The following is a 22981-nucleotide window of genomic DNA, read 5'->3' as shown; positions in this document are numbered from 1 at the left end:
AGTGAAATTTTAGGATAAGGCAAGCCCTTACAATAAGAATGCTGATAAAATAAGCATTCTTATTTTTTTACCAATAGGGCAACAGCTTCACAAGCAATGCCTTCGCCTCTGCCAGTAAAGCCTAGTTTTTCGGTTGTTGTTGCTTTTACATTTACTTGCATCACATCACATTGCAAATCTTCTGCAATCGTTTGACGCATTTGATCGATATAAGGGCGCATTTTAGGTGCTTGGGCAATAATCGTAATATCAACATTACCAACCTTGTAGCCTTGTTCTCGAACTTGACGGTAGGCTTCAATTAATAATTTACGGCTATCAGCATTTTTATATTGCATATCGGTGTCTGGAAATAACTTGCCAATATCGCCTAATGCAACTGCCCCAAGGAGTGCATCGGTTAAGGCGTGTAACGCAACATCGCCATCACTGTGTGCGATAAACCCTGTATGATATGGCACTTCTACGCCACAAATCATGAGCGGACGATCTTGCCCAAATGCGTGAACATCAAAACCGTGACCAATTCTAATCATGTTATTATCCTCTTATTCAGTTGAATGCGTTAAGTAGAACTCAGCGAGAGCCAGATCTTCTGGGCGAGTAATTTTTAAATTATCGCTTCTGCCATTAATAAGTAAGGGATGATATCCCATCAATTCCATTGCAGAAGCTTCATCTGTGACCGATTCCCCTTTCTCAAAAGCATGATGTAGCGCATGTTTTAATTGTTTTACAGGGAAAAACTGTGGCGTGAGTGCATGCCAAAGCGTAGATCGATCTTCTGTATGAGAAATTACGCCATTCTCGGCTCGTTTCATGGTATCAATAGCAGGGGTCGCGAGAATTGCACCTTGCTCATTCGTAATTTGTAAAAGTTTATCTAAATCAGACCGCTTGAGACAAGGGCGAGCTGCATCATGCACTAAAACCCAAGCATTTTCATCAATGGTTTGTAGCGCATTAAATACCGAATGAGCTCGTGTTTCTCCCCCTAAAACGAATTGAATTTTAGTTGAATGTAACAAGTCTAATGCTTGGTAATAGGTATCTTCAGCTGAAACTGCGATAATAATTTTATCTATTTGATGATGTTCCAAAAACAGAGAAACAGTATGCTCTAAAATCGTTTTGCCTAATAAAGGTAAGTACTGTTTGGGCAGTGCAGCATTCATTCTGCTACCAATGCCTGAAGCAGGAATTACTGCAACAATTTGACGACTCATATTCTCTCCTTATTGCCCGGAACGAGGTACGATGCGATAAAAGATTTCATCAGATTTAACCATTTCTCGTTCAAGTCGAGCTCTTTCTTCTAATGCATTTACGCCTGTTTTTAAATCGTGGATTTCAGCTTCAATCAGTTCGTTACGAGCAGTTAGTTTCTCATGTTCTTTTTTTAGCTGAGCAACTTCTGCTGTGGCTTCTTGATAATCAGTCCAACCATTTTTGCCAAACCAAAAACTATATTGAAAAAAACTCAATAAGCCGATTAAAAATACAATTAATAAACGCATTCTATGTCCTGTTACGTATTTAAAGAATATAAGCGGTTGAATTTTACCGTTATTTTGCAAAAAAAGAAAAACTTTCAAGTGTTTGGAGTGTTGTTTTATCGTACAGTTAAATAAAAATAATTACTCCACTTTCTAAAAATGTGAAGTAGTTGGCATTTTTTTATGAGAAAAGTGGTTACAATCGCCTCAGTTGTTAAATCTTAATTTTTATTCAAATGAGGTGATGCTATGTTAAGCCGTCTTGAGCAAGAACTTGCACAATTAGGAATTACAAATGTAAAAGAGATTGTCCGCAATCCGAGTTACGAACAATTATTTGAAGAGGAGATGAACCCTAATTTAGAAGGGTTTGAGAAAGGTCGTTTAACGACTTCCGGTGCGGTTGCTGTGGATACGGGGATTTTTACGGGACGCTCTCCAAAAGATAAATACATCGTTTACGATGAAACAACAAAAGATCATGTTTGGTGGACATCAGATGAAGTAAAAAATGATAATAAACCGATGACACAAACCACATGGCAAAGTTTAAAAGATCTCGTGACCCATCAATTATCGAATAAACGTTTGTTTGTGATTGATGCATTTTGTGGCGCAAGCCCTCGTCATCGTTTAGCCGTTCGTATTATTACTGAAGTTGCGTGGCAAGCACATTTTGTGAAAAATATGTTTATTCGCCCGACCGAAGAAGAGCTAAAAGATTTCCAACCAGATTTTGTGGTTATGAATGGTTCTAAAGTTACTAACCCAAATTGGAAAGAGCAAGGTTTAAATTCTGAAAACTTTGTTGCCTTCAACTTAACCGAAGCGATTCAACTTATCGGCGGTACTTGGTACGGTGGCGAAATGAAAAAAGGTATGTTCTCAATGATGAACTTCCTTTTACCATTTAAAGATATTGCTTCAATGCACTGTTCAGCTAACGTAGGCGAAGATGGCGATGTTGCGGTGTTCTTTGGTTTATCAGGAACAGGTAAAACAACACTTTCAACAGATCCAAAACGTAAATTAATTGGTGATGATGAACACGGTTGGGACGATGAAGGCGTATTCAACTATGAAGGTGGTTGCTATGCGAAAACAATCAATCTATCAGAAGAAAATGAGCCAGACATTTACCGAGCAATTCGCCGTGATGCGTTATTAGAAAACGTGGTTGTACGTGATGATGGTTCTATTGACTTTGATGATAAATCTAAAACAGAAAATACGCGTGTATCTTATCCGATTTACCATATTGATAACATTGTTGAACCGGTTTCAAAAGCGGGGCACGCGAAAAAAGTGATTTTCTTGACCGCTGATGCTTTCGGGGTATTACCTCCAGTATCGAAATTAACACCTGAACAAACGAAATATTATTTCTTATCCGGCTTTACGGCAAAATTAGCCGGTACGGAGCGTGGTGTTACTGAGCCAACACCAACATTCTCAGCTTGTTTTGGTAAAGCGTTCTTATCGCTACACCCAACCAGATATGCAGAAGTATTGGTTAAACGTATGGAAGCATCTGGTGCGGAAGCTTATCTTGTGAATACAGGTTGGAACGGCACTGGTAAACGTATTTCAATCAAAGATACACGTGGCATTATTGATGCTATCTTAGATGGCTCAATCGAAAAAGCAGAAATGGGGTCGCTACCAATTTTTGATTTGGCAATTCCAAAAGCATTACCGGGCGTAGATCCTGCAATTTTAGACCCTCGTGATACCTACGCAGATAAAGCACAATGGCAAGCAAAAGCAGAAGATTTAGCTGGTCGCTTTGTGAAAAACTTTGTGCAATATGCAACTAATGAGGAAGGTAAAGCGCTTATTGCCGCAGGCCCAAAACTCTAAGTAAATTCTAACCTAAGAGAAAAGGTAAAATCTGCATCTCACGCATTAGACTTGTCTAGTGAATACGATGCAGATTTTTTATCAAAAAAATAAATTTTATCTAATAACACCTTTTTCTTTTTCACTTTTTATAAAAAAAGTACTTGCATATTTTTATGTAATTTTGCAATCTATCAGCAGTATGCACATAAGAATAAGAGCACAGGAGTAGATTATGGCAATGCCTTTATTTCACGGTAGTATCGTAGCCCTCATTACCCCAATGACACACGGGGAAGTGAATTATGCAGAACTTAAAAATTTAGTTGAACATCATGTTAAAGCGGGGACTCACGCCATTGTTTCAGTGGGAACAACGGGTGAATCAACTACCTTAAGTATTGATGAAAATGTAAAAGTCATTAAGAAAACGGTTGAATTTGCAGATGGTCGAATTCCTGTTATCGCAGGAACCGGTTCGAATGCAACCAGTGAAGCGGTTACAATGACGAAATTACTTGCAAATAGTGGTGTGGCTGGCTGTTTAAGTGTTGTACCTTATTACAATAAGCCAACCCAAGAGGGGATGTATTTACATTATAAAGCGATTGCTGAATCAACGGATTTACCTCAAATTTTATATAATGTACCAGGTAGAACAGGAAGCGATTTAAAGCCTGAAACAATTGGTCGTTTAGCTAAAATTGAAAATATTGTAGGTGTTAAAGAAGCCACAGGCGATTTAAGCCGTTTGCCACTCATTAAACAACTTGCCGGCGATGACTTTATTTTCTTAAGTGGCGATGATGCAACAGGGCTAGAATCCATGAAATTAGGTGGACAAGGCGTGATTTCGGTAACAAATAACGTTGCTACAGCTGATATGGCAAAAATGTGTGAATTAGCTTTAGCCGGTAAATTTGATGAAGCTGAAGTGATTAACCAACGCTTAATGGCATTACACCATGATTTATTTGTAGAAGCAAATCCGATCCCTGTGAAATGGGCAGCTTATAAACTAGGTTTAATTAGTGAACCAACTTTACGCTTACCGCTTACAACGCTTTCAGAAGAAGCTCAACCAAAAGTATTAGCGGCATTAAAACAAGCTGGATTACTTTAAACCTTCAAATTGAGGCTTAAATAGGCACATCATTGTGCCTATTTTTGTAAATTTTTATGGAAAAATACCCGCTTACAGTTTCTTTATTGGTTTATTTTGATTATAATTCTCGCTCTTTCTGTTCTTTAAAATCTGGTGGAAATATATGAATCCAATGTTAAACATTGCTATTCGTGCTGCACGAAAAGCAGGAAATATTATTGCAAAAGGTTATGAGCAAGCGCCTCAAGATATGGAAGTTGCTCGTAAAGGTACAAATGATTATGTAACTGAAATTGATAAAGCGGCGGAAGCGGCAATTATCGAGGTTATTCGTAAATCATACCCTGATCATGTGATTATTGGGGAAGAATCTGGTTTACTTGAAGGCGAAAATAGCAGTGTACAATGGGTAATTGATCCATTAGATGGCACAACAAACTTCGTTAAACGTTTACCTCACTTCTGTGTGTCGATTGCGATTCGTGAAAATAATCGTACAACAGTAGGGGTCGTTTATGATCCTATTCGTAATGAACTCTTTACCGCTGTTCGTGGAGAAGGTGCTAAATTAAACGAATTCCGTTTACGTGTAGATGCTTCTCGCCGTGATTTATCCGGTACAGTGCTTGCAACGGGTTTCCCTTTCAAAAATCCTAAACATCGCCCAGCGCATTTAAATATGCTTGAAGGCTTAATGAATAATGGTGTAGCAGATTTCCGCCGTACTGGTTCTGCTGCTTTAGATTTAGCTTATGTGGCAGCAAATCGTGTAGATGGTTTCTTTGAGATTGGTTTAAAACCTTGGGACTGCGCAGCTGGTGAACTAATTGCACGTGAAGCAGGCGCTATCGTGACTAACTTTATCGGTGGAACTGATTACTTAAAATCAGGTAATCTTGTTGTTGGTCAAGCTCGTGTTGTTAAAGAAATTTTAAATACGATCCAACCAATCTTAACTGAAGATCTAAAAAATTAATCAGCATATACCCCTTAATCAATAAGCCGTAAGAATACGGCTTTAGTTATAGATGTATTGCGACTCTTTTATGGATTTTAATACTTATGCAAAATACATACCCTTTGCTAAGCAAAATCAACTCGCCTGAAGATTTGCGTTTGCTAAATAAAGAACAATTACAACCGCTTGCAGATGAACTTCGTGCTTACTTACTTGAATGCGTGAGCCAATCAAGTGGTCATTTAGCCTCAGGATTAGGCGTTGTTGAATTAACGGTCGCTTTACATTATGTTTATCAAACTCCCTTTGATCAACTGATTTGGGATGTGGGACATCAAGCGTATCCGCATAAAATTTTGACCGGACGTCGCGATCAAATTAAGACGATTCGTCAAAAAGATGGTATTCATCCATTCCCTTGGCGTGAAGAAAGTATTTATGACGTATTAAGCGTAGGGCATTCTTCAACCTCAATTAGTGCTGGTTTAGGCATTGCTGTTGCAGCCGAAAAAGAAAATGCAGGCCGTAAAACGGTTTGTGTGATTGGCGATGGTGCTATTACCGCTGGTATGGCGTTTGAGGCACTTAATCATGCAGGGGCATTGCATACGGATATGTTGGTTATTTTAAATGATAACGAGATGTCTATCTCTGAGAATGTAGGTGCATTAAATAATCATTTAGCTCAGATTTTCTCGGGTTCACTTTATACTACTGTGCGTGATGGCAGCAAGAAAATCCTTGATAAAGTACCAACGATCAAGAACTTCATGAAGAAAAGTGAAGAACATATGAAAGGTGTTATTTTCTCTCCGGAAAGCACACTTTTTGAAGAGCTTGGCTTTAATTATATCGGTCCTGTCGATGGGCATAATATTGAAGAATTAGTCAAAACATTAAGTAATATGCGAGAGCTAAAAGGCCCGCAGTTCTTACATATTCGTACGAAAAAAGGCAAAGGTTATACTCCGGCAGAAAATGACCCGATAGGCTTTCATGGCGTGCCAAAATTTGACCCCGCAAGCGGGCAACTGCCAAAATCGAAAAATGTGCCTACATATTCAGATATTTTTGGTAATTGGCTGTGTGAAATGGCTGCTCAAGATGCCAAATTGATTGGTATTACGCCTGCTATGCGTGAAGGTTCTGGTATGGTTGAATTTTCTAAGCGTTTTCCAGAGCAATATTTTGATGTAGCGATTGCAGAACAGCATGCGGTGACTTTTGCGGCAGGGCTTGCAATTGCAGGATATAAACCGGTTGTTGCTATTTATTCAAGCTTTTTACAACGGGCTTATGATCAACTTATTCATGATGTCGCAATTCAAAATCTTCCTGTGATTTTTGCGATAGACAGAGCTGGGATTGTAGGCGCAGATGGACAAACGCACCAAGGTGCTTTTGACTTAAGTTATATGCGTTGTATTCCAAATATGACGATTATGACGCCATCCGATGAGAATGAAATGCGCCAAATGCTTTATACCGCCTATACATTAAATACACCGGTTGCAGTTCGCTATCCTCGCGGAAATGCTCAAGGGGTTGAGCTCCAACCTATGAATCCTTTGACAATTGGCAAAGGGCGTATTTTACGTAAAGGCAAAAAGGTTGCCATTCTGAATTTTGGTGCATTATTAAATGAAGCTAAAATAGTTGCGGAACAATATGACTATACTTTAGTGGATATGCGTTTTGTGAAACCACTAGATGAACATTTAATTTCAGAATTAGCCGAGAGTCATGATTATTTGGTAACGCTTGAAGAGAATGCAATTCAAGGTGGCGCAGGAAGTGCGGTAAATGAATATTTGCAATCTATTGGCAAAATTAAACCGCTTATGATACTTGGTATTCCAGACTATTTTGTCCCTCAAGCGACTCAGCAAGAAGCTTATGAAATGCTAGGGTTAAATTCAACAGGTATAGCAAAAGCAATTCAGAAGTTGTTTGTATAACAGTGTAGTAGATAAAATTTCAAGCAGAAATGCCAAGCATTTTATCATACTTGAGCCATGATATTGAAAGCCTCCCTATCGGGAGGTTAGACCGTTGACAAACCCTATACGAGCCGTATAGGGTTACTTAATCTGAGCCCGCTCTGCGGCTCTTTTTTCAGCCCCAGCGGGGCTGGGCTTAATGAACCTAGCACGGCTCGTGCTAGGTTATTGCTCAAATATAACCTTTGTCAGCAATCTGGCCTCCCTATCGGGAGGTTTTGTTATATCTACGATATTTTTTATAGTTAATATTTTGTTTTTAATAGCAATAAATTGAATTTTGTTATCAAGGATAAGGGGATTTAAAAATTAAAAGGACTAAGTTCTATGAAATACATAACTTAGTCCTTGAATGAGATTACTTAATGTAGAGTATATTCTTATTTCTAGAGTCAATGATTATAGATCATCAATCACAACATAAATTTTTGAAACAGGTCCGTGTACTCCAACCACTTTAATCAATTCAATATCTGCCGTTGCACTTGGACCAGAAATGATATTGATGCAAGATGGCATACGTTCTCCAGCCTGAGCTTTTTCATGCAGAATTTGAGCTAACTGGGCTACACGTGGTAACACGGTACTTTTACGAACAACAACAATCGATTTTTCAGGTAATAAACTGGTTGAACGGCCGTTATCTTTGCTTGCAAACAAAACGATACCGCCAGATTCTGCTAAGCCATATTCGCCATAAACGATACCAATGTTAGCCACTGCAGACTTCGCAATGTTTTCTTCTCCTTTTGAGAAGTCCCAAATATAGCTATCAAATTTTTCTGTTACAGCGGAAGTAATTCCTAAATTTTCAAGGCGAGCATCATTATTTAATACAACGCTGCTTCCACCATATTTCTCACAAACTTCGACAACAGCTTGGGCAACATCGGCTTCTTTTGTTTCAACAATATCAACTAAAAGTACTTTGGCAAAATTCATAAATTCATTGCAAAGCTCATTTTGTGATAGATGCGTCAAACGTGTCGTTGGATGGTCATTCACAGGTGCTTCCATCGGCGCAGGAACTAACTGACGAGGTCTTCCCATTTTTGCCGCAAGTTTATTTAAAAAATTTTCTCTATTTTCTAGGTTCATTTTTTTATTCCTTTATTATTCTCCACAAAACGGTGGAGAATATGTTTAATTATTTACGGTTAGCAAACCACTCACGGAAGCTTTCGCCTTCAGGTGTTGGTAAATCACGTGCTTTTGTCCATTCGCCTAAAGCGCCCATTTGAACAGGTGCTTTACCGTTTTTGATAAATTTACCCATCAATTTAGCACCAACTTTTACCCCCATATTCCATACAGCAGGATGTGAGTTGGCAAAGGTAAAGCCTTTAATTTCTAATTGTTCAAGTTTTGGTGTGAGTCCTTGCTCAACCATTTTCTCACGATGTTTGAGAATAAGTTGAGCCAGTGGAATTTTTACCGGACATACGCTATTACATGCATTACATAATGAACATGCATAAGGTAACTCTTTAAATTCCTCATAGCCACCTAATAATGGCGAAATAACCGCACCAATCGGGCCCGGATAGATAGAACCATAACCGTGTCCACCAATTTGACGGTACGCAGGGCAGGTATTTAAACAAGCACCACAACGAATACAGCGTAAAACTTCTTGGAATTCACTTTCTAAAATAGCGGAACGACCGTTATCCACAATAACAAGATGGAAATCTTCAGGACCATCAACTTCGCCTTCTAAACGAGGACCGGTTAGCCAAGTATTGTAAGCAGTTAATTTTGCACCTACCGCACTACGACAAAGCATTGTGATCAATACGTCCACTTCTTTAAATGTTGGAGCTAAACGCTCCATTCCCATTACTGCGATATGGGTTTTTGGCACCGTTGTTGCTAAACGTAAGTTTCCTTCATTGGTTACCAAACAAACAGAACCGGTTTCAGGCACAGCAAAGTTACAGCCGGAAATACCGATATCAGCTTCTAGGAAGTCTTTACGTAATACTTGGCGAATAAAAGCATTCATCTCTTCCGGCTGTTCAGAACCTTCATAGCCTAATACTTCGTGAAGTTCTTTACGGATACGATGGCGATCTTTGTGAATTGCAGGCACAACAATATGCGAAGGTTTATCGCCTACGATTTGTAGGAGATATTCCCCTAAATCGGTTTCAACCACTTTCATGCCTTCTGCTTCTAACACGTGGTTCAAACCAATTTCTTCCGTTACCATGGATTTTGATTTCACGATGGTTTTAGCTTTCTTCTCAAGGGCTACTTTACGAATATAAGCGGTTGCTTCTTCAGCTGTTTCTGCAAAAAAGACGTGCCCACCGTTTTGGGTAACTTTTTCGCTTAATTGGTAAAGATATGCATCTAAATTGGCTAAAACGTGGTTACGGAATTGTTTTGAAAGATCTCGCCACTCTTCCCAGTTGCCTAATTCATCCACCATTTTTTGACGGTTAGCACCGATAGTCTCTTGCGCTTTAACCACCGCTTTGCGCATAACTTCGTTGTGTACTTGTTGTTCTACACGTTGTTTAAAGGGGAGTGTGCTGGTTTGTAAATGAGACATATTAGGCTTCTCCTTCTTCTTGCATTAAAACTTCCGCAATATGCATAACTTTTACATTTTTGCCTTCACGGCTTAAACGACCACCAATGTTCATTAAACAACTTACATCAGCACCTACTAAATAATCGGGTTCCACTTCGCTAATATTTACGACTTTTTCCGTAACCATTTCGCCAGAAATTTCTGCCATTTTGACCGAGAATGTTCCCCCGAAGCCACAACAGGTTTGTTGATTGTGAATTGGTAATAATTCCAAACCTTTTACATTTTGAAGAAGTGTAAGCGGCTCATTTACAACGCCTAATTTACGGGTCAAGCTACAAGAAGGGTGATAAACTGCTTTACCGTTTAAACGTGCGCCCACATTAGTAATTTTAAGCACATTCACAATAAAATCGGTTAAATCATAAAATCTTGCTGCCACTTTTTCCGCACGTTTAGCCCATTCACTTTCTCCAAAACGGTTAAAGTATTCTGGGTAATTTTTAATTGCGTACACACAAGAACCTGCTGGCGCAACGATAGGATAATCATTAACCTCAAAGGTTTCGACAAGGCTTTTCATTCCTGCAAGTGCTTGTTTGGTATAGCCACTGTTAATTGCGGGCTGGCCACAGCAACCTTGTTTTTCAAGGAAAATAACATTACAGCCTAGTTTTTCAAGTAATAAAACACTGTTTTTTGCGACACCGGCTTTTACCACGTCAGCAATACAGGTTACATAAAAATTTACATTCATTTGCATATTCCCACTCTAAATAAGAATAAATCGTATTTATTTAATCACATAGTATAAAAGGAAGTACAAAATACTTCCTTTTTACATAACAAGTCTTAATTTTAACCGCTTGTATAAGAGATTTTAACATATCTCATACAATTAGCTATTTGTTAATTAAGGTTAAAGAACATCGGTATGATAGTTAATGCAACAATCGCCGCAATCACACCATAAATAAACATTGGAAGAACGGTTTTCTTAATAATCGCACCTTCTTGGTTTTGAATATTCAATACAGAGTTCACCGCCACGATATTGTTGATACACACCATATTACCCATTGCGCCACCTACAGATTGCAATGCTAAGACAAGCGTAGCTGAAATACCGGTAAGTTCTGCGGTAGATAATTGAACACTACCAAAGGTTAAGTTAGATACCGTGTTAGAACCAGAGAAGAACGCCCCTACTGCACCTAAATAAGAAGCAAAGATTGTCCAATATTCGCCAGTTGCTTCTGCAAAGCTCTTACCAATGATTTTAACCATTGAACCATCGCCCCCCACTAGCATTAAGTTTACCATGATTAACGCACCGATAAGGGCGATAAATGGGTTGCGGATTTGTTTGAAGCTTGTGGTAAAAATATCTTTTACATTGCTTGCTGATACAGAGAATAGTGGAATAGCGATTAAAACGGTAACAACAAATGGAATTAACGCTGGTACATAAAGCAATTTATAACCCGCATTCATACCTGTGCCAAAAATGTTTTTTAAGCTAAAGATTAAACCTTCACTGATTTCAAATTGACCTAATGAGCCTAATTGCATTGATACCCAAGTTGTTGCGTTGTTCATCATCGCTTTAAATGGTAACTGTTGCACACGCGTAACAATTAAGAATGCAATGAGTAAACCGGTTGGTAATAATGCTTTCGCCACTTCTTTAGTTGTAACAGAAGAGTTGTCTAAAGTGTTTTCTACTTTTGCCAAACCAACGCCTTTATTCGCCAAGAAAATAGAGATAAACATACCAATTGCACCACCGACTAATGATGGGAATTCATAGTTCACTTGAGCAAGGAAGAAATAAGGCACCACACAAGCAAAAATACTTAGGTAAATAAACACAATGTTTTGACGAATTTCTTTCCATGTTACCACAAAACTTAATGCGATTACCGGAATAACCAATGCCGCAAATGCGTGAATGGTTGCTGTCATTGAGCCGATTTCAAGGATTTTATCTTCGCCTAAATTTAGCGGGCCAAAACCGAACCAAGTTGGTGTACCTACGGCACCGAAAGAAACCGGTACTGAGTTCATGATTAAGGCTAATACTGCAACTTTAATAGGATTAAAGCCTAAACCAACAAGAATTGGCGCAGCAATTGCCGCTGGCGTACCAAAGCCACTCGCACCTTCAATCATAAAGGCAAATGCCCAACCGATAATCATTAATTGAGCAACCGGATTTGGGTTGATTGTACCTAGCCATTTACGTAGCGTATTTGTTACACCAGAGGTTTCTGAGAAACGGTTAAATAAAATTGCACCAAAGATAACTGTAATTGGCGTTAATACATCTACGACTGCAGAAGCGATTTTGGCACTAATCACAGTAATGTCTGTTGCAAAGAATAATAAATGAATAATCAATACCACTGCTGCAATCCAAGGAAGAGCAACATAAGATGGTAGCGCGTTGCGTTTTACCATTAAATAAATGAGTAAAACAATGGGAAAGATACTAAGAAAGAGAGCCATAGGGTTCACCATTAAAAATTAAAATTACTTCTTTGATAGCGGGAGCTAATCATCGCAAATTGTAAACAAGTTATTAAAGAAAGAAAGCGCAATGTTAAAGAATTGTGATATAGATCACGAAAAAATAGGTAGATTGTTTAAAAATTAAGTTAAAAAAATGTAACTTAATTATAAATAGGTAGGTTAGTATATAGCCTGATTATGAGTTTAATGATAATTAAACATGAATAAAATTCAACTTTATTTTGTTTAAGTATTATTTAATTTAATAAATTGCTTTGTTAGAATGAAAAGGATTTAATAAGATAAAAGGAATACATTATGTCTAAACTTTTTCCTCAAGCAACACAACGTACAACCGCCCCTTTTCGCTTTGATATCGTGGGAAGTTTCTTACGTCCGGAAAATTTAAAACAAGCCCGCCAGCAATGCAGTTGTGGCGATATATCTTGTGAAGATCTTACTCAAGTTGAAGAGCAGGAAATTGAGAAATTAGTCGCACAACAAAAAGCGGTTGGTTTACAAGCGGTAACCGATGGTGAATTTCGTCGTACCTTTTGGCATTTGGATTTTTTAGCGACATTAGATGGCGTAGAGGAAGTGGAAGCAGAGAAATTCTCTGTACAGTTTAAACACCATAATGTTCGCCCTAAAACATTGAAAATTGTTGATAAAATTGGCTTTTCAGAAAACCATCCTTTTATCGACCACTATCGTTCGCTACAGAAAATCGCAGGGAATACAGCGGTTAAGTTTACGATCCCTTCGCCTTCAATGTTACATTTGATTACAAATGTACGAGCAACAGATTATCAACCTATTCCACGTTATGAAAATAATAATGCGTTGTTGCTTGATGATATTGCTGAAGCTTATATTAAGGCAATGCAAGCATTTTATGCCCTTGGTTGTCGTAACCTCCAGTTAGATGATACAAGTTGGGGCGAATTTTGTGCAGAAGATAAACGTACAGCTTATCAAGCACGAGGTTTCGATTTAGATCAGATCGCAAAAGATTATGTATATATGGTCAATAAGATCGTAGAGGCGAAGCCGGCAGATTTAGCGATTACAATGCATATTTGTCGTGGAAATTTCCGTTCGACTTGGTTTTCATCAGGGGGTTATGAACCGGTTGCTGAAATTTTATTTGGGCAATGCCGAGTAGATGGCTTTTTCTTAGAATACGATACGGATCGTTCGGGCGACTTTAAACCACTTCGTTTTATCAAAGATCAGCAAGTTGTCTTAGGGTTAATTACCTCGAAAAGCGGTGAATTAGAAGATCGCAATGAAATCATTGAGCGCATTAAAGAAGCTGCTCAATATGTGGATATTAACCAGCTTTGTTTAAGTCCTCAATGTGGTTTTGCCTCAACGGAAGAAGGGAATATCTTGACGGAAGAACAACAATGGGCGAAACTGGCATTTATTCGTGATATTGTTGAAGAAGTTTGGGGAAAATAACCTCACTTTACTTTAAGACGCACAGTTTGTGCGTCTTTCCATTTTTAGAAAAGGTATGGAATGAATTTAGCTCTCCCTCCACTCAGTTTATATATTCACATTCCTTGGTGTGTTCAAAAATGCCCCTATTGTGATTTCAACTCGCACGCCCAAAAAGGTGTTATTCCTGAAAAGGCGTATATTCAGCACTTACTTGCAGATTTATCGCAAGATTTAACCGCTTACAAAACAGCAATTGGTGAAAGAAAAATCCATTCTATTTTTATTGGCGGTGGTACTCCAAGCCTTTTTTCCGCAGAGGGTATTCAATACTTATTAGCAGAAATTCAAAAGAGAATTGCTTTTGAAGATCAAATTGAAATCACGTTAGAAGCTAACCCAGGAACAGCCGAAGCCGAACGCTTTTTAGGTTATGTTCAAGGCGGTGTTAATCGTATTTCAATGGGTATTCAAAGTTTTGAACCAGAGAAATTACTGAAATTAGGACGAATTCACAATCGAGAAGAAGCAATACAAGCGGTCGAATTTGCTAAAAATGCTGCAAGTTTGGGACTACGGAGTTTTAATTTAGATTTGATGCACGGTTTGCCCAATCAATCGGTTTCGCAAGCACTCTCTGATTTAAAACAGGCAATAGCGCTAAATCCACCGCACCTTTCGTGGTATCAACTCACAATTGAACCTAATACGATGTTTTATTATCGTCAGCCCACCTTGCCGGACGATGATGAGCTGTGGGATATTTTTGAGCAAGGTCATCAGCTTTTAACTTCGGCAGGTTATGAACAGTATGAAACATCAGCCTATGCGAAAAAAGGCTACCAATGCCAGCATAATTTAAATTATTGGCGATTTGGCGATTACCTTGCCATTGGCTGTGGGGCGCACGGGAAAATTACTTATCCGACCGGTGAAATTTATCGTTTCAGCAAGACGAAGCACCCTAAAGGATATATGCAAGGAGAATATCGCTATTCTCAAGAGTTAATTGCTTTAGAGGATCGTCCTTTTGAGTTCTTTATGAACCGTTTTCGCTTACTAGAAGCAACACCTAAAACGGATTTTGAACAACTTACAGGGCTTACACTTAAATCTATTGAGCCGATAATCACTCAAGCACTTGAGAAAAATTACATTATAGAAACGGAACAACATTGGCAAATTACGCAACATGGCAAACTCTTTCTTAATGAATTATTAGAGGGTTTCTTGGTTTAAATTGTAAAAAAACATAAGAAAACGACCGCTTGTGTAGTAATATACAAGCGGTTATTTTTATTTGAGAGATAAATATGCATACATTAAAAGTTGGCGATACAGCTCCTCAATTTACCTTATTAGATCAACATGAAAATTCCGTTTCATTAAATCAGTTTACGGGGAAAAAAGTGTTGGTTTACTTTTATCCTAAAGCATTAACACCAGGCTGCACAACACAGGCTTGTGGTTTGCGAGACAGTAAAAGTGAGCTAGATGAACTTAATGTGGTGGTATTAGGTATTAGCCCTGATTTACCGAAAAAATTAGCCCAATTTGAAGAGAAAAAAGCGTTAAACTTTACCCTTCTTTCCGATCCTGAACATCAAGTTGCAGAGGCTTTTGGCGTTTGGGGAGAGAAGAAATTTATGGGCAGAACCTATGATGGTATTCATCGTATTAGCTTTCTCATTAGCGAAGCGGGTGTTATTGAAGCGGTATTTGATAAATTCAAAACATCGGAACATCATCAAATGGTAGTAGATTTTGTGAAGGGGCTAAAATAATGGCAAATAAAGCGATTTTTTTGGATCGTGATGGCACGATCAATATTGATCACGGCTATGTGCATAAAATTGATGATTTCCAGTTTATTGAAGGCGTGGGAAAAGCGTTAAAACAGTTGCAAGATAAGGGCTATTTGTTAGTAATTGTAACAAACCAATCAGGGATCGCTCGAGGCTATTTTTCTGAAGAGCAATTTCATCAATTAACGGAATGGATGGACTGGTCGCTTGATGAAGATTACGGTGTGGTATTAGATGGCATTTATTATTGCCCTCATCATCCGGAAGGAAAAGGTGAATATCGAGAGGTATGCGATTGTCGTAAGCCAAATGCCGGTATGTTTTTACAAGCGATGAAAGATTTAAATATCGATCCGGCAAAATCTTATATGGTTGGCGATAAGTTAGAAGATTTATTGGCAGCAGAAGCTGCTGGTGTGAAAACCAAAGTACTCGTTCATACAGGAAAAACGGTTACCGAAGAAGGAAAGGCAAAAGCGGATCTTGTATTAGACAGCCTAGTGGATTTAGTGAGATATGTTAAATAGAGAGAGCCATGAACTATAATGATAAATCACTTTCTGCTTTAAAACTTGGGCAGAAAACCGAATATAAAAGCGAATATGATCCTAGTTTATTACAGCCGGTACCTCGCAAATTAAATCGTGATGGATTAGGTATTACCGATGTTCAGCTATTTAACCAAGGGGCGGATATTTGGACTTGCTATGAGCTTTCTTGGCTTAACCTCAATGGTCTGCCACAAGTAGCGATAGCTGATGTTGCGGTGGATTTTCAAAGTGAAAATTTGATTGAGTCGAAAAGTTTTAAGCTTTATTTAAACAGCTTTAACCAAAGTAAATTTGCCTCAGTAGAGCAAGTCGAGCAAGTGTTAGCAAGAGATTTAAGCCTCTGTGCAAGCGGTCAAGTTTCTGTAAAAGTTCGCAAATTATCAGAATACACCCAACAGCCTATCGTAGATTTTGAGGGCGAATGTATTGATGAACAAGATTTAAAAATCGAAAGCTATCAATTTTCTAATCAACATTTGACAGGAATTGCCGAAGGTGAAGTGGTTGATGAAACCTTAGTAAGTCATTTACTAAAATCGAACTGTTTGATTACCTCACAGCCGGATTGGGGAAGTGTACAAATTCATTATGTAGGCAAGAAGTTAAATCGTGAAAAATTGCTACGTTATCTTATTTCGTTCCGTGAACACAACGAATTCCACGAACAGTGTGTTGAGCGAATTTTTACTGATTTAGTGCAGTTTGCTCAACCAGAAAAATTAACTGTCTATGCTCGTTATACACGCAGAGGCGGTTTGGATATCAACCCGTTCCGTTCTAATTTTGAGCCTTTACCGAAGAACTTAAGAATGGCGCGTCAGTAAAGGCAGATATCACAAATAAAAGAAAAGAGTTAATTTCGATTTGAAATTAACTCTTTTTGCTTATATGAGGCTGCTTATTTGAAAATCACATCATTTTTCGGATCATAATCTGATGCTTTTAAGACCTTTTTCTCTTCAAAGAATTTTTTAAGCATTTCAGCATCAATGAAACCTGTGTTTACATAGGTTGGGTGAGTTTTCATGATTGGATATCCATCTCCACCTGCTGTTAAGTAATCAGGAATTGAGATTTTATAAGCCTTATTCATATCTAATGGCTGACCACCAATTTTTACATCAGAAATTGTTTTTGCTGCACGATCTACAACCATTGAGATATTCGCAAATTGAGGGTAACCACCAGTATCTGTTTCTTTTAAGGCAACTGTAGTTAAGAAATCAACTAACTCTTGACCTTTTAAGTCTAACGTTGAAATCATATTACCAAATGGTTGAACCGTTAAAATATTTTTATAGGTAACTTCGCCTTCCGGTAAAGATGCTCGGATACCACCACCATTCATGATACCAATATCTGCTTTTACACGTTCCATTTGAGATTGTGCAATTAAACGACCAAGGTTTGTTTGTACAAAGCGTACAGATTCACGTTTACCGTCAAAGAAACCTTCTGTATTACCAACTTTAATGCCTAATGTTTTATCGCCTTCGTCTTGATATTTTTTCAATTGAGTGTAGAGCGCTTCGTCAGCTTTAATTTCATTTGCGTAAAGTTTGTATTCTTTTGTACCATCTTCTTTTTTGATAGTTTGTTTTAAGTTAATCGGAATTAACTCATATTTAACCAACGTGGTTTTACCGTTTTTGAATTCAAAGTCGGCACGACCAACATATTTACCCCATTCGCCGGCTTGCATAATCCAAGAGCCGTTTTGGTAATCAGGTTTACATGCCATTGTAGGTTTATATTTTTCAATAAATTGCCCTTTTTCATCAAAACAAACAGTGTCATGAGTATGGCCACCGATAATCATATCAAATGCTGCTGGTTTTAGTGTACGAGCCATTGTAACATCGCCTGGCGCATTTGTACCATGTTTACCATCTAAGTACCATCCCATATGCGTTAAGGCAATACGTACATCTGGTTTTTCTTTCTTGTTAAGATTTTTTAAGACATTTTGAGCGGTTTCAATAGGGTTCTTAAAAATAACATTGCCAGTTACATCTGGATTCCCCAATTTTGCCGTATCTTCTGTGGTTAAACCTACGATAGCAAATTTTAAATCACCGCGATTTAACGTAATGTATGGTGTAACAAGCGGTTTATTTGTACGTTTGTTATATACGTTAGCTGAAAGTAATGGGAATTTTGCCCATTTTTCTTGCATATCTAAAATTTGTAATGGTACATCAAACTCGTGGTTACCTAAGGTCATAGCATCGTAGCCAATCGCATTTAAACCTTCGATATCAGGACGTGCATTTTGCATATCTGATTCTGGCACACCCGTGTTAATATCACCAGCATTTAAAACGATTACTTCGCCACCTTGAGCTACTACGTCTTTACGGATTTGATCAATAACCGTTTTTTGTGGAGCTAAACCGTATTCACCTTTGTCATTATTCCAGAAATGACCGTGAATATCGTTTGTGTGTAAGACAGTAAAGTGATAAGTCTTATCTGCTTGATATGCCATTGCAGAGGTTGATGCTGTTAATGCTAATGCAAGGAGTGTTTTTCTAAATTTCATAATGTACCTTTTGGTTGAAAGAAAAAAATAACAAGGAGAAGAAGATTAGAAAAGTAAAATGAGTAGCCAAGTAATGACAAGGAGTACCATAGCCATAGCCATAAATACGGCGGCGGAACCAATATCTTTCGCTCTACCTGAAAGCTCGTGATAATCAGAGCCAATACGATCGACAACCGATTCAACTGCGCTATTAAGTAATTCTGCTATGAGAACTAAAAATAAGCTACCGACTAAAAGAAGCTTCTCAATAACGCCATTACCTAACAAAAATGCTAAGGGAATAAGAATAATTGAACACCAAATTTCTTGGCGGAAGGCTGCTTCATGAATATATGCAGCTTTTAAACCTTTTATGGAGTAACCAGCGGCTCGAACAATACGAGCAAAATCAGCTTTGTTTGCAGGTTTCATAATGTTTTAAAAGAGTAGTAAATAAAAACGGGCTATATTTTAGCTTAAAGGAGGTGAGAACGGAAAGAATATGTTACTTATTTTTGTAAAAAAAACTTAAAAAAGAATAAATTTGTAAAAAAAGTATAAGTTCTAATCGTTTGCCTATTCCATAAAGCGTATTTTTCGGCTAATCTCATAGTTCTTCTTTTTTGGGGGATAAATGCTTGCATTTATCTAAATAAGGTTTTATTAAAGTTAAGTATTATGAGCAATTCATTTTCTTCAAAATTACTCGGTGGCAATCTGGTATTGCGTATTTTCATCGGGTTAGTCTTAGGGGTTCTTCTGGCATTAGTCAGTCCTGAGTGGGCGAAAAATGTCGGAGTTTTAGGTCAATTTTTCGTAAAATCACTTCGTGCGATTGCGCCAATTTTAATTTTTGTGTTGGTAATGTCTACCATTGCGAATAAAGAGATTGGTTCAGACAGTAAAATCAAACCGATTTTAGTGCTTTATGTGTTAGGGACATTTGTGGCTGCACTAACAGCGGTGGTATTGAGTTTTATGTTTCCAACCACTTTAGAATTAGTAGCAAGCCCAGATAATTTAGCTCCACCGGAAGGTATTGGGCAAATTATTAAAACTGTTGTGTTTAACTTAGTGGATAACCCTTTACAGGCTTTAGCGAATGCAAACTTTATTGGTATTTTAGCATGGTCAATTGGTTTAGGGACTGCATTACGTCATTCAGCACCAACCACTAAAACGTTTTTAAGTGATTTTGCTGAGGCTGTTTCTGCGGTAGTTAAAGTAGTTATTGCACTTGCACCTATTGGTATCTTTGGTTTAGTGGCAGATACTTTTGCAACAAATGGCGCGGATGCGTTTGTAGGATATGCACGTTTATTAGCGGTTTTACTTGGCGCAATGGCAATCGTGGCATTTATTTTAAATCCATTAATTGTTTGGTGGAAAATTCGCCGTAATCCATTCCCACTCACATTTATCTGCTTGCGTGAAAGTGGTGTGACTGCATTCTTTACACGTAGTTCAGCAGCAAATATTCCGGTGAATATGGGGTTATCAAAACGTTTAGGTTTACGTGAAGAGATTTATTCTCTTTCTATTCCACTTGGTGCGAATATCAACATGGCTGGTGCGGCAATTACGGTAACGGTATTAACGTTAGCGGCTGCTTATACGCAAGGTATTGTGCCAGATTTCTGGTCTGCATTATTATTAAGTATTGTGGCTTCAATTTGTGCATGTGGTGCTTCAGGGGTTGCCGGTGGTTCATTATTATTAATCCCATTAGCATGTAGTTTATTTAACATTCCAAATGATATTGCTGCTCAAGTTATCGGTGTTGGTTTTATCATTGGGGTGATTCAAGACTCTGCTGAAACAGCATTAAATTCATCAACAGATGTGCTCTTTACAGCAGCTGTTAGTATGGCTGAAGATCAGAAAACAGCATAATAATGAATAATCCCTGTATTTCAGGGATTATTTTTGAATACAAAATGTAAACTTCATATTAAAATAGCATTGATTCTAATCAAAGGAGGATTATATGGGTACATTTGGTTATGCAATGATGACAGTGGTTGCAACGCTTGCAATGATCTGTACTTTCGCATATTTTATTTTCTAATACATAGGTGCGGAAACGCACCTTTTCTTTTTCTCCTTTCTTGGGTAAATTATTCTCGTTTTATAGTAATGGGTGACTCATGCGCAAACTCACTTTTTCTCAACTGACTTTTAATGTTAATCATACCCCTGTTTCTGAGCAATTTGATGATATTTATTTTTCAACTCAAGATGGTTTAGCAGAAAGCTATTATGTTTTTCAAGAAGGTAACCAGCTTTGGGAAAGATGGCAATCTCATACACGTTCAAGTTTTATCATTGCTGAAACAGGGTTTGGAACGGGGTTAAATTTTTTAGCTGTAGCTGAAAAATTTCAACAATTTCGTCAACAATTTCCAGAACATAGATTAAAACGCCTCTATTTTTTATCTTTTGAGAAATACCCATTAACTTCAACACAATTAAGTGAGATACATCAACATTACCCACAATTTGCAACATTATTAGAGAATTTAACCGCTTGTTGGAATCCTCGCCAAGTGGGATGTCAACGTTATCATTTTGAGGATGTCTATTTAGATCTATGGTTTGGGGATATTGCCGAAAATGCCGAGCAATGGGGAGATTATTATCATGAAATGGTTGATGCTTGGTTCTTAGACGGTTTTTCGCCAGATAAAAATCCGGAAATGTGGAATGAAGCCGTGTATCAACACATGTTCCAAACCACGCAAAAAGAAGGGACTTTTGCAACCTTTACCGCAGCAAGCCATGTTAGGAAAGGATTACAAGCGGTTGGATTTGAGGTAAAAAAACGCAAAGGTTTTGGTAAAAAACGTGAGATGTTGTGGGGACAAAAAACATCAAGTTCGATAGAACAAGATGTGAAATTTCCTTATTTTTATCAACAATCCGCGCAAGATTACCAAGATATTGCGATTGTAGGTGGTGGCGTTGCGAGCCTTTTTCTCGCATTGTCTCTATTGGAAAAAGGAAAACAGGTTACTCTTTACTGTAAAGATGAAAAGCTTGCTCAAAATGCCTCGGGCAATTTACAGGGGGCGATTTACCCACAATTAAGTGATGACGATGAAAGAAATGTTCGCTTTTATATTCATGCCTTCGATTATGCATTACAGCGACTGAAACAACTTAAAGCAGAAATTTCATTTGAGCATGGATTAACAGGGGTTGCGCTATATGCTTATCACGAAAAAGTTGCTCAAAAATTAGAAAAAATGGCAACGCAGACAGATGATGAAACGCTCTTTAAACTATGTAGTGCAGAGGAACTCAGTGAGAAAATAGGTTTAAAAGTGGTGCACGGTGGAGCTTTTATTCCATCTGGAGGCTGGTTGTCGCCAATACAATTTGTTCAAAATACTTTTGCCTATTTACAATCAAAAGGTGTACGAATTGTGTTAAACCACGAAGTTACCCAACCGGATTTTAAAGAAGGGAAATGGACGTGGCAGCATGAGGGCAAAACGTTTAAACATGAAGTGCTAGTTTTAGCAAATGGGCATACTTTAAAAGATTTTGCGCAGACTAAAAGTATTCCTTTGTATCCTGTACGTGGGCAGGTTAGTTCTGTGCCAAGTAATAAGCAATTAGCACAGTTAAAATGTGTGGTTTGTTATGATGGCTATATTACCCCTATTTCTCAGACCGGACGTCATTGTATTGGTGCTAGCCATCTTAGAGATAGTGCGGAAACGCATTTTAGTTTGCATGAACATCATGAAAATATTGCAAAACTCCAGAAAAATTTGACCGCTTGTGAATGGACGCAACAGATTGATGCTTCAGAAAATCAAGCAAAAGTTGGGATTCGAGCGGCTCTACGTGATCGTAGCCCAATAGTTGGCTCTGTGCCAAATTTTGAAGTTCAAAAAGTGCAGTATCAAAATTTATATAATGCACTTCGCCGTAAAGAGAAAGTTGAACTTGCAGCTTCTTTTCCGCAACTTTATCTCGTCAATGGATTAGCGTCTCGGGGATTAACTTCAGCTCCATTACTAGGGGAGCTTCTGGCAAGTTTAATTACGCACGAACCGCTCCCTATCAGTGAAGATATTTGGCAGATCTTAAACCCAAATCGGAGTTGGATGAGGAAGTTATTAAAAGGAAGTAGAGTAGATTAGCGTTTAAAAAACAAACAATCAACATCGTGTTTGCTATTTTTGTGTATTTTTTGCTTGCG

Annotated in this window: 20 protein-coding genes; 11 read left to right on the top strand and 9 right to left on the bottom strand. The window is 38.0% G+C overall.

Annotated features, from left to right (window positions below):
* Window positions 1-59 precede the first annotated feature (59 nt).
* From ispF to ftsB, 3 genes are read right to left on the bottom strand one after another with little or no spacing between them, the layout of a single operon-like run.
* Window positions 60-536: a 2-C-methyl-D-erythritol 2,4-cyclodiphosphate synthase gene (gene ispF, locus AM305_RS06615; RefSeq protein ID WP_005824304.1), complete on the bottom strand. Its 477-nt coding sequence runs from the start codon at window positions 534-536 to the stop codon at window positions 60-62.
* Between the two features lie 12 nt (window positions 537-548).
* Window positions 549-1226, bottom strand: a complete 678-nt coding sequence (gene ispD, locus AM305_RS06610) for a 2-C-methyl-D-erythritol 4-phosphate cytidylyltransferase (RefSeq protein WP_005824303.1) — start codon at window positions 1224-1226, stop codon at window positions 549-551.
* 9 nt (window positions 1227-1235) lie between these two features.
* On the bottom strand, window positions 1236-1517 hold the full coding sequence (gene ftsB / locus AM305_RS06605; RefSeq protein ID WP_005824302.1) for a cell division protein FtsB: 282 nt from the start codon (window positions 1515-1517) through the stop codon (window positions 1236-1238).
* A 228-nt stretch (window positions 1518-1745) separates the two neighbouring features.
* Between ftsB and pckA the strand changes: the two genes are divergently transcribed.
* The 4 genes from pckA to dxs all read left to right on the top strand — a co-directional run bounded on the left by pckA (window position 1746) and on the right by dxs (window position 7356).
* A complete protein-coding gene (gene pckA, locus AM305_RS06600; RefSeq protein WP_005824301.1) occupies window positions 1746-3356 on the top strand; it encodes a phosphoenolpyruvate carboxykinase (ATP) in 1611 nt (536 codons plus the stop codon).
* A 214-nt stretch (window positions 3357-3570) separates the two neighbouring features.
* Complete coding sequence (gene dapA / locus AM305_RS06595; RefSeq protein WP_005824300.1) at window positions 3571-4458, top strand: 4-hydroxy-tetrahydrodipicolinate synthase; 888 nt, start codon at window positions 3571-3573, stop codon at window positions 4456-4458.
* 145 nt (window positions 4459-4603) lie between these two features.
* Window positions 4604-5416 (top strand): inositol-1-monophosphatase, encoded by an 813-nt coding sequence (gene suhB, locus AM305_RS06590; protein ID WP_005824299.1) that lies wholly within the window; start codon window positions 4604-4606, stop codon window positions 5414-5416.
* An 86-nt stretch (window positions 5417-5502) separates the two neighbouring features.
* A complete protein-coding gene (dxs, locus tag AM305_RS06585) occupies window positions 5503-7356 on the top strand; it encodes a 1-deoxy-D-xylulose-5-phosphate synthase (RefSeq protein ID WP_005824298.1) in 1854 nt (617 codons plus the stop codon).
* Window positions 7357-7797: 441 nt separating this feature from the next.
* Here the strand turns inward: dxs and AM305_RS06580 are convergent, their stop codons facing one another.
* The 4 genes from AM305_RS06580 to AM305_RS06565 form a co-directional block, all read right to left on the bottom strand.
* Complete coding sequence (locus AM305_RS06580; RefSeq protein WP_005824297.1) at window positions 7798-8496, bottom strand: LutC/YkgG family protein; 699 nt, start codon at window positions 8494-8496, stop codon at window positions 7798-7800.
* 49 nt (window positions 8497-8545) lie between these two features.
* Window positions 8546-9955 (bottom strand): LutB/LldF family L-lactate oxidation iron-sulfur protein, encoded by a 1410-nt coding sequence (locus AM305_RS06575; RefSeq protein ID WP_005824296.1) that lies wholly within the window; start codon window positions 9953-9955, stop codon window positions 8546-8548.
* Window position 9956: 1 nt separating this feature from the next.
* Window positions 9957-10694 (bottom strand): (Fe-S)-binding protein, encoded by a 738-nt coding sequence (locus AM305_RS06570; RefSeq protein WP_005824295.1) that lies wholly within the window; start codon window positions 10692-10694, stop codon window positions 9957-9959.
* 152 nt (window positions 10695-10846) lie between these two features.
* Entirely contained in the window at window positions 10847-12445 is a 1599-nt protein-coding gene (locus AM305_RS06565; protein WP_005824294.1) for a lactate permease LctP family transporter, read from the bottom strand.
* Window positions 12446-12766: 321 nt separating this feature from the next.
* On the opposite strand from AM305_RS06565, the gene AM305_RS06560 reads away from it, so the two are divergent.
* From AM305_RS06560 to queF, 5 genes are all read left to right on the top strand, one after another.
* Window positions 12767-13912, top strand: a complete 1146-nt coding sequence (locus AM305_RS06560) for a 5-methyltetrahydropteroyltriglutamate--homocysteine S-methyltransferase (protein WP_005824293.1) — start codon at window positions 12767-12769, stop codon at window positions 13910-13912.
* A 60-nt stretch (window positions 13913-13972) separates the two neighbouring features.
* Window positions 13973-15130, top strand: coding sequence for a radical SAM family heme chaperone HemW (gene hemW, locus AM305_RS06555; RefSeq protein ID WP_005824292.1), 1158 nt, complete (start codon window positions 13973-13975; stop codon window positions 15128-15130).
* 74 nt (window positions 15131-15204) lie between these two features.
* Window positions 15205-15675, top strand: a complete 471-nt coding sequence (bcp, locus tag AM305_RS06550) for a thioredoxin-dependent thiol peroxidase (protein ID WP_005824291.1) — start codon at window positions 15205-15207, stop codon at window positions 15673-15675.
* Window positions 15675-16223 (top strand): D-glycero-beta-D-manno-heptose 1,7-bisphosphate 7-phosphatase, encoded by a 549-nt coding sequence (gene gmhB / locus AM305_RS06545; protein WP_005824290.1) that lies wholly within the window; start codon window positions 15675-15677, stop codon window positions 16221-16223. Before bcp ends, gmhB begins: the two co-directional genes overlap by 1 nt.
* Window positions 16224-16231: 8 nt before the next feature.
* Window positions 16232-17071, top strand: coding sequence for an NADPH-dependent 7-cyano-7-deazaguanine reductase QueF (gene queF / locus AM305_RS06540; protein ID WP_005824289.1), 840 nt, complete (start codon window positions 16232-16234; stop codon window positions 17069-17071).
* 74 nt (window positions 17072-17145) lie between these two features.
* Here the strand turns inward: queF and ushA are convergent, their stop codons facing one another.
* The gene (gene ushA, locus AM305_RS06535; protein ID WP_005824288.1) at window positions 17146-18789 is read right to left on the bottom strand and encodes a bifunctional UDP-sugar hydrolase/5'-nucleotidase UshA; all 1644 of its coding nucleotides are present in this window, start codon (window positions 18787-18789) and stop codon (window positions 17146-17148) included.
* Between the two features lie 45 nt (window positions 18790-18834).
* A complete protein-coding gene (locus tag AM305_RS06530) occupies window positions 18835-19203 on the bottom strand; it encodes a diacylglycerol kinase (RefSeq protein WP_005824287.1) in 369 nt (122 codons plus the stop codon).
* 246 nt (window positions 19204-19449) lie between these two features.
* Here AM305_RS06530 and sstT point away from each other — a divergent pair, with 246 nt between their 5' ends.
* The gene (sstT, locus tag AM305_RS06525) at window positions 19450-20664 is read left to right on the top strand and encodes a serine/threonine transporter SstT (RefSeq protein WP_005824286.1); all 1215 of its coding nucleotides are present in this window, start codon (window positions 19450-19452) and stop codon (window positions 20662-20664) included.
* 254 nt (window positions 20665-20918) lie between these two features.
* Window positions 20919-22922 carry a bifunctional tRNA (5-methylaminomethyl-2-thiouridine)(34)-methyltransferase MnmC2/FAD-dependent 5-carboxymethylaminomethyl-2-thiouridine(34) oxidoreductase MnmC1 gene (gene mnmC / locus AM305_RS06520; protein WP_005824285.1) on the top strand — a complete coding sequence of 668 codons (2004 nt, stop codon included), beginning with the start codon at window positions 20919-20921 and terminating at the stop codon, window positions 22920-22922.
* Window positions 22923-22981 lie beyond the last annotated feature (59 nt).

Origin of the sequence: Actinobacillus minor NM305 (assembly GCF_000175195.1) — a bacterium.
Lineage (GTDB): Bacteria > Pseudomonadota > Gammaproteobacteria > Enterobacterales > Pasteurellaceae > Haemophilus_A > Haemophilus_A minor.
The sequence above is the reverse complement of the archived record's forward strand: the minus strand, read 5'-3'. Positions and strand labels throughout refer to the sequence as shown.

What these genes read in the sequence shown, in the direction of transcription:
- suhB (WP_005824299.1), top strand. Translation starts at nt 4,604, where the DNA reads ATGAATCCAATGTTAAACATTGCTATTCGTGCTGCACGAAAAGCAGGA.
- queF (WP_005824289.1), top strand. Translation starts at nt 16,232, where the DNA reads ATGAACTATAATGATAAATCACTTTCTGCTTTAAAACTTGGGCAGAAA.
- gmhB (WP_005824290.1), top strand. Translation starts at nt 15,675, where the DNA reads ATGGCAAATAAAGCGATTTTTTTGGATCGTGATGGCACGATCAATATT.
- dapA (WP_005824300.1), top strand. Translation starts at nt 3,571, where the DNA reads ATGGCAATGCCTTTATTTCACGGTAGTATCGTAGCCCTCATTACCCCA.
- ushA (WP_005824288.1), bottom strand. Translation starts at nt 18,789, where the DNA reads ATGAAATTTAGAAAAACACTCCTTGCATTAGCATTAACAGCATCAACC.
- sstT (WP_005824286.1), top strand. Translation starts at nt 19,450, where the DNA reads ATGAGCAATTCATTTTCTTCAAAATTACTCGGTGGCAATCTGGTATTG.
- mnmC (WP_005824285.1), top strand. Translation starts at nt 20,919, where the DNA reads ATGCGCAAACTCACTTTTTCTCAACTGACTTTTAATGTTAATCATACC.
- hemW (WP_005824292.1), top strand. Translation starts at nt 13,973, where the DNA reads ATGAATTTAGCTCTCCCTCCACTCAGTTTATATATTCACATTCCTTGG.
- ispF (WP_005824304.1), bottom strand. Translation starts at nt 536, where the DNA reads ATGATTAGAATTGGTCACGGTTTTGATGTTCACGCATTTGGGCAAGAT.
- AM305_RS06570 (WP_005824295.1), bottom strand. Translation starts at nt 10,694, where the DNA reads ATGAATGTAAATTTTTATGTAACCTGTATTGCTGACGTGGTAAAAGCC.
- AM305_RS06560 (WP_005824293.1), top strand. Translation starts at nt 12,767, where the DNA reads ATGTCTAAACTTTTTCCTCAAGCAACACAACGTACAACCGCCCCTTTT.
- dxs (WP_005824298.1), top strand. Translation starts at nt 5,503, where the DNA reads ATGCAAAATACATACCCTTTGCTAAGCAAAATCAACTCGCCTGAAGAT.
- AM305_RS06580 (WP_005824297.1), bottom strand. Translation starts at nt 8,496, where the DNA reads ATGAACCTAGAAAATAGAGAAAATTTTTTAAATAAACTTGCGGCAAAA.
- AM305_RS06575 (WP_005824296.1), bottom strand. Translation starts at nt 9,955, where the DNA reads ATGTCTCATTTACAAACCAGCACACTCCCCTTTAAACAACGTGTAGAA.
- ftsB (WP_005824302.1), bottom strand. Translation starts at nt 1,517, where the DNA reads ATGCGTTTATTAATTGTATTTTTAATCGGCTTATTGAGTTTTTTTCAA.
- bcp (WP_005824291.1), top strand. Translation starts at nt 15,205, where the DNA reads ATGCATACATTAAAAGTTGGCGATACAGCTCCTCAATTTACCTTATTA.
- AM305_RS06530 (WP_005824287.1), bottom strand. Translation starts at nt 19,203, where the DNA reads ATGAAACCTGCAAACAAAGCTGATTTTGCTCGTATTGTTCGAGCCGCT.
- AM305_RS06565 (WP_005824294.1), bottom strand. Translation starts at nt 12,445, where the DNA reads ATGGCTCTCTTTCTTAGTATCTTTCCCATTGTTTTACTCATTTATTTA.
- ispD (WP_005824303.1), bottom strand. Translation starts at nt 1,226, where the DNA reads ATGAGTCGTCAAATTGTTGCAGTAATTCCTGCTTCAGGCATTGGTAGC.
- pckA (WP_005824301.1), top strand. Translation starts at nt 1,746, where the DNA reads ATGTTAAGCCGTCTTGAGCAAGAACTTGCACAATTAGGAATTACAAAT.